The sequence below is a fragment of the Haloferula chungangensis genome, assembly GCF_042664875.1.
GTDB classification, from domain to species: Bacteria; Verrucomicrobiota; Verrucomicrobiia; order Verrucomicrobiales; family Akkermansiaceae; genus Haloferula; species Haloferula chungangensis.
Genome location: NZ_JBHTBS010000005.1, coordinates 139991 through 151797, shown reverse-complemented (window position 1 = coordinate 151797; position 11807 = coordinate 139991). Strand labels below are relative to the sequence as shown.

Genomic DNA, 11807 nt, shown 5'->3' with positions numbered 1-11807 from the left:
ATGCGGTCATGAATGTCCCCTTCAAACTTTCCATGCTGCTCACCGCCTTCCTGTTGTTTCCTTCCCTGATGAAAGCGCAGGAGGAGGAGCCAATGACGAAGGAGCGGCATGTGGCGATTCTATCCGCTTATAAGATCTTCGCGGACGCGCGCAAGGATGCCGAGAAGATTGCCAAGGCTTCCGAGGTTCCCTTTTCCATGGAAGACCGGGTCTACGACGAGAAACGTGGACTCATTTACCCGGATGATTTCGATGATGAAGTTTACGCCGGCGGGTATGTCGCCAGACGCTACGACATGACTCATGTGGCTGATGGCGATACGCAAACCGCCTTCCTATCCGTGGAAAAATCCGATGCCTACGATGGATTCACACCCGGCTACTACATCGTTGTTGCCGGAATTCAGGAAAGCCGTGAATCGGCACTCAAGCAGATTGCAAAGTTCAAGAAGTGGGCGCCGACAGCCTACGTGAAGAAAACCAAAATTTACCTCGGCTGCCTCCGCTGATCGGCTGACGGGAACCGCGGCCGGCACCGCAGGCCGGACCTGCTTGAGTCGCTGCCGTCGGTGATTCGAAAAAATAGGGCCGATCCCCGTGGCGGACCGACCCGGTCGATTGAGGTTTCGGAGTTCTAGTACTTCACACCACAGCCGTAAGGCGCAGCTTTCGGAGTCTCCACTTCCTTACCGGCGATCAAAGCATCCAGAGCGTTCGCCACATAATTGGTCGCGCCTTCAAGGCTCGCTGACTGGGTGCTTTTCTTATCATCGATGCCGCCAGCATAGGCGATTTCCCCGTCCTTGCTGATCACGAACATGTGGGGCGTGGTTTTTGCGCCGTAGGACTTGCCGACCGTGCCACTGGTATCAAGCAGTACTGCCGTCGCCTTGCTGCCTTCCTTTTTCGAGCGCTCACCGAGCTCTGCGGCAGGGAGGTAACCCTGCTTGCCCTCGGCGTTCGAATTGACGGCTAGCCAGACGACATCCTTGCCGGTGTACTTTTCCTGAAGGGCCGGCATGTTGCCACTTTGGTAATGCTTTTTGACGAATGGGCAATCGTAGTTGAGCCATTCGAGCACCACGAGCTTGCCTTTGAAGTCCGACAGGGAGACCTGCTCCCCTTTGGTGTTTTGGAGTGTAAAGCCGGGAGCCTTATCTCCGGGCTCAACAGCGCTGGCGGTGGCGATGGTCAGGGCGCCGAGAAGACCAATGCAGTATTTTCTCATGATAGGATTTCAGAGGTTCAAGGAAGCAACTTGGGCGGCATTCGCCGCTTGTCCAATGACAAATGTGTCACGGTTCGGACGACCATTGAAGGAGCAGCGGGCGGCTCAGATTTCCACCTGTCAGAACGAGATCAAGCTTCGAGGGAGCACCCGTCGCATACTCGTGGAGGGGCACCTCGGCCTCCCAGCCACCATCGGACTTTCGCAGCTTGATCACCTTTCCAATGTCGAGCACCTCAGGAGTCGCGGGATAGACCGTGCAGCCGGTCGCATCGAGAGATCCCGGCAGACTCACCTTTAAAATCGCCATTTTTTCCTGCGTCGTGACCTCTAGCGCCGCGCCCTCAAGTTTCTCTGGCAGCTGATCAAGGGCAGCTGAAATCGCCGGGTTGCCTGTCGCTTTGCCAGCTCCATGGGCCAGCACGAGCTCGAGATCGGCGCTGCCTGGAACACAAGCCGAATCGCTGCAGGTGAGCCATGAGAGGGCCACGCGGATCGTCGCCGGCCCGGAAGCCCCCACCGCAGGAGTCAGCCTAACAGGCAGAACAACCTCATCCTCATAGCCAAAGCCTGGAAGATCACCCGTCATGAAGCGGATGGGCACGGGGTATTGCAGCGGACCCGCCTTCCATCCTTCCGGCAAGGTCCAATCGACCGACATTTCCATGCCGCCGTCGCCGGGATTGACCCAGTAGCTATGCCAGCCTTCATCCATCTTCAAACGAATGCCGAGCTGCAGTGGCTGGCCGGCTGCGTAGTCCTCGGTGGCGGCCAGAAGTTCGGCCTCCGCATGCCCCGACTTCACCCCGGAGAATGCGATCCCGGATAGAGCGGCGGAAATGATCATCGTCTTCAGCATAGGCAAATCGTACGCAGAAGGACCGACGATGCCACTGCTTTCTTGAAATCGGGCGTCCTCATTTCCCCCGCGCGAAGGCGCGAATGATCGACCGCCAACTTGCGTATCACCAGAATGCCACTTTCCTAAGGACGAACGAATCGCCATCGTCCCACTCATTAATGAAGCTTCTCAATTTAGCCCAGCCCACGACAATCATGATTCAGAAATCCATCATCCCACTCATCTATCTCGCGGTTCTGACCAGCTCTCTCCTGGCTAGCGTCGACCCTCCCCATAACAGCACCTCCCAGGAGAATCCGCCGAAGCCGGCCGCCATCGAAAAGGATCCGAAGGTCGCATCCGATTCAAAGAAGCCGAGGAAGAAAGGAGAAAAGCAGCCTTCCGAAAAAGCAGTTTCCAAGAAGCGCCCCCTCAAACCTGCCGGGTCGGATGAGGCTGCTGAAGAACCCCGTCCCGAGACCATCGGCCATCCGTTTTCCTGGCCATTCATCGGCTGGGAAAAGATGAAGCCCCGCGGGGGCACGACCCAGGGCAGCCAGACGACGCTCGCCAGCGAAGCCAACCCGGCGTTCTACCGCATTCAGGAACGTGGCATCACTCCGAAAGAGCGCGATCGCCGTGCCATTCTCGCCCTTGCCGGTGACTTTCGAGTCAGCTTCGATTTCATCGAAACCGCCTCCTCTGCTTTTCCCTACACACCACCGCGCCCGTATTTTTCATGGGCCACCGAGTGTGCCTTTGTGATCGAAGACCAGCCTGATTTCATTTCGATCCAGCACATTCTCGTCATGGAGTTCGTCGATGAATCCGGCGAAATCCAGGGACCCTTCACGATGAAACACTGGCGACAGGACTGGACCTATCAGGACCGCCGAACCTTCCGCTATCTGGGCGATCGCACCTGGCAGAGCCAAATCCGAGAGAATTCGTCAGGCCAATGGAGTCAGGCTGTCTATCAGGTCGACGACTCGCCCCGCTACGAGACCACGGGTCGTTGGGATCACCGCGGCGGAATCTCCGTGTTTCGCAGCGGATCGTTCTGGCGTCCCCTGCCACGACGGGAATTTTCGCTGCGCGACGACTATAACGTGCTCGGTGGGCACCATGAAATCACGGTCACTCCAAGCGGCTGGCTTCACACCCAGATCAACCGCAAAATCGTTGCCCACAATGGCAAGATTGAGAAGGTGATCGCCCACGAACTCGGTGCCGACCGCTATGAGCGCATCAGCAGCCCATCGCTCGCCCCGGCTCACGAATACTGGAAAGCCACCTCAGCATTCTGGTCAGCTGTTAGAAGGAAGTGGGATGCGGTACTCGAAGACAAGGCTCCGGTGCGGCTACGCAAAGATGTCGATGACAAGCCGATGTTTGCCCACCTCTTCGCGCTCGCCGGCCAATTGGAAGACGGTGAGATCGATAAAAAGCAGGAACAGAAGCTCATCAAAGAAGCCCTGACGATCATCGACCGCTTCATCGAGCGACCCGAGGAATAGGCTCACCTACGATGCGCTCTCACTGATTGTCGATGCGCAGACGGATGAAGCGCTGTTCCTGCCCCACTTTATCGATCGGCTCCGCAGCCCGCCAGGTGACGAGCTCGGTGCCGTCGTTCTGATTGACGGCCTCCATCATGACCAGGTCGGTCTCGGAAGATGACCAGCTGTGGAGATCGGCTGAAATTTCCGGGTAGAACAGGATGTCGCCGGCCATCAGGTTCCGGCGGATGGTGACCGTCAGGAAATCCTGGAACTGGCCGTCCACATAGAAGCTGGCATACCGGAAACTGAGTGGTTTCCCATTGGCAGGATTGTTCGGATCAGTGCCACCCGCATATTCGAAGAGGTCGCTCACCGTATCACCGTCGGCATCGGAATCAGGATCTCCGTCGAGACCCTGAGCCGCAAACCAATCGTCCCAAGTGATGCCGTCCGGACCACCGGGATTGCCATGAATATCGGAGTGGGAGCGCCAATGGGTGGCGATGTCGTGGTCCGGATTCGTCGCCCCGGTATTGAGCACCAGGCTATACCCCGCCCCGTCCGCATCGCTCGGCCAGGGCAAGTCGTCGCCGTAGCTGAAGTCCTTGATGACGGAGTCGGTGGAATCCAGCAGAGTGATGCGTTCTCCCGAGTTGTCGAGATTGCCGGTATACTCCCCTGCGATGAGCGAAGCGGAAACCCCGGGATAACGATTAGTGAATGCCTCCAGGTTACTTACGACCACCAGGCGCTCGCCTGGTCCGAGTTGGATGACATTGCTTCCGGTGAAGTCGAAAATGATACCGTCGGAAAAGCGCGTTCCGGTGAGCTCGATGGTGTGGCTCTCGGAGAGGTTGAGCAGTTCGATAAACTCGTAGTCGTCCTTGTTCGTCGAGGTGTCCTGCGCTGTGCCGCGGGGATGATAGTGAAGTTCGGACACGACAAGATTCCCGGCGGACCCAGCGACTCCGACGATGAACTCAAAATCGTTGAGGGCGCTCCATGTCGAGCTGGAGGCATCATAGACGCGGGCTTTGACACTGCCACTTTGCGTCAGCGTCAGCGAGCCGGTAGAAACCTCCGCATTCGGATGAATGGAACCGCCGACAAGCCGGGGATCGGAGCCATCCGTGGTGTAGTAAACCGTGCCACCGGAAGCATTCGGATTGGTGATGCCGAGGGAGAATCCGGCAGGAACTGAGCCGCCATTCTTCGAATACACCGGGGCGTCGATGGCCGGATAAAGAGGTTTGGCTCCATCATGATCGTAGGCCCTAAGTTGCGCGATGAGCGTGGCGTTTCGGCCGATGCCGCTGGTTTGACCGCTCACGCCGGCATTGATGAAATCCAGGACCTTCTGATGGGCATTGAGCCAGGTGTTGTAGGTGAAATCGCCACCCCATCGGGCGAGCTCCGAATTGATGGCCTCGGTGATGCTTTGGTAGCGCTCGTCGACGCGATCAAGCGCGGAGGCATCGGCAAATGCACCATTGTTGAAGAGGTGTTTATGCACTCGGTCCGCGAAGGCCAGGCGGTACTCCTCGTTCCACGCAAGATCTTCGTGGAGATACTGGGGATTGCTGCGGGTAAAGTCCGAAGGCGGACGGTCAGTGTAGCTGTCGCCCCAAGGTCCGAGTCGATCATCACTGTCATCGACGCGCGCGCCATTTCCCGCACCCATCGAATGCTCGCCGTCGTGGACGAAGAAACGGAATCCGTCGGAGCCTTTGCGGTCTCGCATCGCAAACCAGTTGTTAGATGATCTGACGAATGTCGAAAGCGGTGCGTCGTAGTTGCCGGTGTAGAAGATGGCGATGAGGTAGTCGATCAGGTTGTCGACCTCCAGCAGGTCCGGATTATTGGCGAGATCCGGATGGGGCGAGACCCCATCGGGGGCGAGGCCCTGCATGGCGAAATAGGCGCTGTTGTCAGTCGGACTGGCCCGCAAGGCACGGACTTTTGTCCAGAGGTCATACCAGGCACCGTTGAGATCTCCATCCGTCGCTTCCGTGGTGTAGTTGGCTTCACTGGCGGCAGACTTGATGACATCGTAATCGTCCTCATCCCCCCCGAGATAGGTCTCTCCAAAGAAGGCTTCGGCACGTTCCTGACTCATGAAGAGGCCCCAGTAGACACCGTTGATGTAGAGTTGGTAGTATCGACTCCGGGTGTAGGGCTGGCCCATGTCGCGTTGGGCGTCACGTCCGTGAACCTCGCGCAGGAAGGTGTTCTGATCCGAGTTATCCTTCGACCACGAATAGTTCTGGGCCGTGCGCAGATCGAGCCTTTCGAAACGGGACGCCCCCTCGTCCTGGAAAATCGGGTATCTCAGATCCCCTTCGTATTCGTTCCTGAAATACAATCGGAAAGCATGCTTGGGATTGCTGCTACTACGGCTGGCTCCGCCGCGAATTCGGACGCCACACTCCATCTGGAACTGACCGACCCCCTGACCACTTTCATTGAGTAACTCCACCGAGCAGGGACGCTCCCAGCCGGTGCCACGCTTGGACGCATTGGAATTGATCCCCTGGGCGGCGGATGAAAAATCATCCTGCTCCATGACCAGGGAAATCGTCGGGATATCGGTGAGACCCGCGACGATGTCCTGATGGGTGACGCTACCGCCGTTCATTCCGTATTCGTAAACCTGACCGTTGACCGAGTCGCCCGGGAAGCCAAGGGCTTCGGCGTAGCTCTGGTCCTGGGTCGCAACGTCGTTCGGGAAGATATAGGTCTGGGTGTCAACATTGGTGGGCGCGAAGCCATCGAGGAACGCAGCGGCTCGGACGACCGTGGTCTTCGATATCTGAATCGGTGAGGAATAGATCTCGCCGTGATTTCTCGTGGGCTCGGAACCATCGGTGGTAAAGCGGATCACCGCATCGGGGTGATCCTTGCTGATGACGAGATCAAATGGTGCATAAAACAGGCCGCGATCGACATCGAAGTGAGTGTCGCCCAGGAAGCCTTGAACGCCTCCGAAATTCGAGCTGCCGGGAGTGGGCGTCGGCATGTAGCCGACCTCCTGCGCCTCACCCCAACTACCGTAGGAGGCATCTTCTTCCTGAGGCGGATAGGCTGGGCGGAAATCATGGACAAGGTCGAAGCCTCCTGACCCGTCGTCCTTGTAGAGGCCCAGATATTCACCGCTGGAGGAGAGACTGAAGTTGGCGTGAAATTCGTCATCGCCAAAGACGGTGTCCTTGGAGGATGCGAAAATCACCAGATAGTGCCCGTGCTCCAGGAGGAAGGACGGAAGGGCATACTTGTCGGGCTTGGACTCGTTATCAGTGAGATAGTAACCCGCGAGATCCACGGTGCTGCCTGTCCCATTATAAAGCTCGATCCAGTCCGAGGCATCACCCTCGGCATCATCCAGGGTGTTGTCGTTGTCCGCCATGAACTCGTTGATGATGACCGTTTCGGTCTCGAGGGGCGCCTGCTCGCCCGTTACCCCGAACTGGGAATTGATGTTGCCGCCATCCAGGAAAAACACCTCGCCGGCATCCCCGCCCGTGGCCTCGAAATAGACGTATTCGATGGTATGGATTCCGACCGGCAGAAGCATGGTGCCGTTGCTCGTGAACGGGCCGTGGGTGTTGTCGTCGACGATGACATTCTCGCCATTAATTCGAAGTCGGCCGCCGTCGTCATTGTTGATCCCGAAAGTATACTCGCCTGGAATATTGACGATGAGATTGGCAGTGGCCCGCAAAACATAATGATCGAGATCGCCGCCGAGTGGCGGAAGGACGTCGCCCGGAAATTCCCCTGAGTTGCCCGGTCCGTAGTTGATTTCCCGGACCATGCTGACGGAGGTCTCCGCCGCCACATTCGAGCCGGCAAGCAGTGCGTCGGCAGCAGCCAGATTCGTAATTGTCCCGGTGGAAGTCCGGTGCACGACGGTCCACATGTCGGCATCGATGCCGATACCCATGAGCAGCGTGGCGGTAACATTCGCGCTGCTCGAACCGAAGGCGTTGGTGGCAGTGAGCGTGTAGGTGGTGGTGCGTGCGGGAGTGGTGCTGACCGTTCCGGAAACCGGATCGACCGAACCGACCTCGGGGCTGATCGCCACGGAATCCGCGCCCCGAACAGACCAGGAAAGTCCCACGCTGGACTCAGGCACCGGGCTGGCATTGTCGATGGCAAAGGAATCCACAACGGGCAACTCACCCGTAGTGATCGTCACCGAGTCGCTGGCCGTGCCAGCCGAATTGCTCGCGGTAATGGTATAGGTGGTGGTGGCGTTGATCGATTCCACCACAAGACTGCCATTGCCGGAGTCATCGGTATTCGGAAGGACATCGCCGATACCCTTGTCAATCGAGATGGTGGTGGCTCCGGCGCTAATCCACTGAAGGGTCGCCGAGGAACCGCTGGGAGTAAATTCCGAGTTTGAGCTCAGATCGATCGTAGGAGGCACATCGACGTAGACTGTCGTAGTTGCCGTGGCGCTTCCTGAAGCAGTGGCTCCAGTGAGCGTGTAGGTGGTGGTCGTGGTGGGCGAAACCGTCAGGGAATTCTGACCGGTGACATCGACCGGGTTCGCGCCTCCCGAAATCGTCAGGCCATGGAAACCGACGGCGTTCCACTGGAGCACGCTGCTCTGACCGCTGGATATATACGAGGGAGTGGCGCTGAACGCATCGATCTCCAACGGAGATGAAACGAGACCGCTACCCGCTTCGGAAAAGGCGAAGAAGGATGCGCCATTTCCTGGATCGGATGCGGCATAGGTCCACGATGCGTCGCCAATGTCCAAGGCCCCTCCACCGGCCCCGGCAGCGTGATGATTGCGCAATTGATTGAAGGTGCCGAGATCGTAGCGAAAGCGGGAATCGGTGGCGAGAGAGTAGAGGCTGGCGGCTTCGGCATCGTTGAAAGGTTCATCGAAAATGCCGACATCATCGATCCCTCCCTTCCACTGCCGCAGACTGTCAACGCCTGGATTGGCGCCGATGAGTAAGGATAACCGATCGCGCCCTCGACGTTCTTCGTCGAGTTCTGGATCGTTGGAATCGGTGGCGACCAGCGCACCGTCGACGTAAAGCCGGGCTTCCGAATCGTTGTCGGTGACCGCAAGAATGTGGTGCCACTGGCCGTCGTTGACACTGCCACCGTAGATATCCCCCCCTCCCCCGTAGTAGGAAATATCCGATGAATGGGAACTGCGGCGGGCGATACGGTATTCGTCACTGTCGCCTTTGGCGAGCACCGCCTGCCATGCGGTATCCCACGAATCGACCTGAATCCACACGGAAACGGTGAGATCCTGCTGCCGCCTGCGGGTGTCGTCACTATCGGCAATATCGAGAAAGTTCGAACCGGTAAGCCGCAGGCCCTGGCCAAATACTCCGGGCGAGTAGTTCGCCGCACCAACCCATGTGGCCGCGTCGTTGCTCGATCCGGCGGTCGCGGAATCCTGGACGACCGATCCGTTAGCGGACTCCATTTTCCAGTAGCCGACCAGCGAGTCGGCTAATACGGATGACGTCAGGGATGACGCGAGGAGAAGGCATCTTGCAAGTGGGTTCATAGGAGGGGTGCGCCTTGGCGGCGATGGGTTTGGCGGGCTTTCCAAAGAACGCTGGAAGAGCCCAATTACTTGGCATCAAATTGACAGCCAGCGGGACCGGGTGGCATCTGCCTCATCCCCTTGTCCGCTGGCACGGGAAAAAGGGCCTCCTAATCCGGAGGCCCTTTGGAATGGTATGTCTGCAATTCTGAGAGGATCTCAGGGTTCTTCGACGACCTCGAAGATCTGATAGAACGCTTTCGGAGAATAGGCGGTTGGATCGTAGTCCGTGAAGACCCGCGTTGTTTCCCCGGTATAAGGCCCGTCCACGGTGTACCAATCAGTCCCGTCGAGAAGCTCGGTCATTCTCATCTCGTAGGACTTCGTTGCCGTCAGACCCGAAACTTCCAGATTGAAGTTGCCGTATTCATCGAAACCGACGGATTCGATGACGACTTCCCGGTCCGGGATGGGTCCCGGTGTTACATCGTTGGCGATGAGGTATTCGACATTTTCTCCATTGCCATAGACCTCATAGATTTCCTCTGGAGTCAGCTTGCGCTTCCAGATGGCCACGTCATCGATGTTGCCATTCCAGGAACGAAGCGTGTCCGGATTTGCTCCAATGAGGACCGACCCCACCGTATCGCGAGGATTGGGAATCGCGTTGCTCCGGAATTCCACAAGGTAGCCATCAAGGTAAAGGCTAATGCCAACCCCCGCTTCAGCCACACCCACCAGGTGGTGCCAACCGCCGTCATTGATCGAATTGGCGTTGGCGGTGTCATTTGATGCAGGAGCGTCACCGCTGGTGCCTGCAGCAAATGCGGCTCCATTGGTGGTGTGACGCCGTGCCAAGCGCCAAGTGCTCTCGCCTTTCGCCACGATCGCCTGCCATTGGTCATTGAAGGCTTCCACCTGAACCCAGGCAGAAACCGTGATGTCACCACCAACAATATCGAAGTAGTTCTCGTCTCCGGAAACCTCGACGCGCTGATTGCTTACCTTTTCCAGATCAATCGCTTCGCCGAACTGTCCCTCAGCGTAGTACTCGATGTCACTGTCACCGAGCATCACTCCATCAAGTCCCAGGAACGCGGAATCCGTCAAATCACCATCAAATTGCCAGTAGCCATAGAGGCCTCGCAGCCATTCGGTCGGATAATCCGAATCGTTGGTGGGGTCCGTACCCGGCGTGGTGAGAGCTTCCGTGCCATCAGCAAATCCATCGGCGTCGGTATCCGGGTCGTTGGGATTCGTCAAAAATGTGTCGGCCCCAACAACGACTTCCTCACCATCGGGGATCCCGTCGAGGTCACTATCCGCGGAAGCCCAGTCCGTAGGGTCGCCATTCGGAGTTCCGAGGCTCGAGCCTGTCCAAGGGTTTGCCGATCCTGAGGTCTCTTGCAGGTTGGTTAATCCGTCACCATCGAAGTCGTTATCATTGAGGGCATCACTACCATTTACAATCTCCTCGAAGTCATTGACTCCATCAAAATCCGTGTCGGGCTCATTGGGATTGGTACCATGGATATTGATCTCATCGTTATCGAGCAATCCGTCCCCGTCCGTATCCGCCTGACCGATGATTTCCGATAGAGGATTGCTGGCGAGCAAAACCACTTCGGATTGAGTCAAGGCTCGGCTCCAAATGGCCACATCGTCGATCTGGCCATTCAGGAAGCTCGTCAATCCTCCCACACCATTGTCACGCATTCCAAAGGTCAGGAATTTATCGACGGCATCCCCCGGGCCACCCGAGGAGGTGTCGGTGGCGCCTGCTGCGTTCGCAAAGGCCGTGTCTTCCACGCCATCAATGAAGATTCTTCTGGTTCCAGTACCACTGCCATCCCAGACGGCGACAACGTGCCTCCACCCACTGGCAGTGGCCGCCGTGTTGCTGCCGAGAGGATCTTCGGTTCCGGTGGTATTCCGCAGCGTGTAAGTCATCGCCGCGTTGTTGTTCTGCCTTCGGACCTGCCAGCCACCGTGACCGTTGGTGGCGTCATTCTCGCCAAACTTGCTGACGACCGGGCTCCATCGTCCCAATCCCCCATTCACCCAGAAGGAAACCGACATCGCATTCGCGGTGTTGATATCCGCATCAAAGGTTCCGACGTAGCCTGTCTCGCTGTTCGCGGAGTTTTTCACCCGAACTCCGAAGTCTCCACCGGAAAGGTCAAGGGCTTGCCCGAAATTGACACTGGGACCTGCCGAGAAGGTCCCGGCCTCCACATTCCATTCACCATCATGCAGCCCTGCTTCATGGGCGCCCGAGGTCTCTGTAAGATCGTCCTCAAACTCCCAGTAGCCAATGAGGTCGGTTTCTATTTGTCCGCTTGCGGTGATCACCGGCAGGAAAGTTGCCAGTGTCAGGATTAAGGGTTTGGTGGTTTTCATTAATAATTACGTGGTTTTTTTGCTCCCAACTCGTCCCACGAGCGGTCGCAGATCCAGCCCGGCCGCAGTCGGCCCGACAACTGGACTTTGGTTTTTGGTTTGAGAATCAGGCACTCAGCGGCGAAGCAGCAGCTGACAGGTGCCCGAAAATCACTCAACGAACCCCTCCACTGTTTCCCACCTCATACCAATCCTCGCAGAAAACTATTTTGTCGAAATAACGGGCACAAGAGTCCGGCAATTCACCCTGTTGACTTTCGAATCGTGCCGGCATTCACGGAAGGATCTGCCCGCCGCCCTCCTGAGGACGGAATT

General features: G+C 57.5%; 6 protein-coding genes. 2 read left to right on the top strand and 4 right to left on the bottom strand.

All coding sequences use genetic code 11. The features are described from left to right. Positions 1 to 8: 8 nt before the first annotated feature. The gene (locus tag ACFQY0_RS11475; protein WP_379712444.1) at positions 9 to 509 is read left to right on the top strand and encodes a hypothetical protein; all 501 of its coding nucleotides are present in this window, start codon (positions 9 to 11) and stop codon (positions 507 to 509) included. 125 nt (positions 510 to 634) lie between these two features. Here the strand turns inward: ACFQY0_RS11475 and ACFQY0_RS11470 are convergent, their stop codons facing one another. Further along, positions 635 to 1228 (bottom strand): thioredoxin family protein, encoded by a 594-nt coding sequence (locus ACFQY0_RS11470; protein ID WP_379712442.1) that lies wholly within the window; start codon positions 1226 to 1228, stop codon positions 635 to 637. A 67-nt stretch (positions 1229 to 1295) separates the two neighbouring features. Next, the gene (locus ACFQY0_RS11465; protein WP_379712440.1) at positions 1296 to 2087 is read right to left on the bottom strand and encodes a protein-disulfide reductase DsbD domain-containing protein; all 792 of its coding nucleotides are present in this window, start codon (positions 2085 to 2087) and stop codon (positions 1296 to 1298) included. A 197-nt stretch (positions 2088 to 2284) separates the two neighbouring features. Between ACFQY0_RS11465 and ACFQY0_RS11460 the strand changes: the two genes are divergently transcribed. After that, positions 2285 to 3586 (top strand): DUF6607 family protein, encoded by a 1302-nt coding sequence (locus ACFQY0_RS11460; protein ID WP_379712438.1) that lies wholly within the window; start codon positions 2285 to 2287, stop codon positions 3584 to 3586. Positions 3587 to 3605: 19 nt separating this feature from the next. Here the strand turns inward: ACFQY0_RS11460 and ACFQY0_RS11455 are convergent, their stop codons facing one another. After that, positions 3606 to 9113 carry a lamin tail domain-containing protein gene (locus ACFQY0_RS11455; RefSeq protein WP_379712436.1) on the bottom strand — a complete coding sequence of 1836 codons (5508 nt, stop codon included), beginning with the start codon at positions 9111 to 9113 and terminating at the stop codon, positions 3606 to 3608. Between the two features lie 198 nt (positions 9114 to 9311). Beyond that, complete coding sequence (locus ACFQY0_RS11450; RefSeq protein ID WP_379712434.1) at positions 9312 to 11492, bottom strand: LamG domain-containing protein; 2181 nt, start codon at positions 11490 to 11492, stop codon at positions 9312 to 9314. Between the last annotated feature and the right edge of the window lie 315 nt (positions 11493 to 11807).

Coding starts and splice junctions, on each gene's coding strand:
- ACFQY0_RS11475 (WP_379712444.1), top strand. CDS start 9: ATGAATGTCCCCTTCAAACTTTCCATGCTGCTCACCGCCTTCCTGTTG.
- ACFQY0_RS11470 (WP_379712442.1), bottom strand. CDS start 1,228: ATGAGAAAATACTGCATTGGTCTTCTCGGCGCCCTGACCATCGCCACC.
- ACFQY0_RS11465 (WP_379712440.1), bottom strand. CDS start 2,087: ATGCTGAAGACGATGATCATTTCCGCCGCTCTATCCGGGATCGCATTC.
- ACFQY0_RS11460 (WP_379712438.1), top strand. CDS start 2,285: ATGATTCAGAAATCCATCATCCCACTCATCTATCTCGCGGTTCTGACC.
- ACFQY0_RS11455 (WP_379712436.1), bottom strand. CDS start 9,113: ATGAACCCACTTGCAAGATGCCTTCTCCTCGCGTCATCCCTGACGTCA.
- ACFQY0_RS11450 (WP_379712434.1), bottom strand. CDS start 11,492: ATGAAAACCACCAAACCCTTAATCCTGACACTGGCAACTTTCCTGCCG.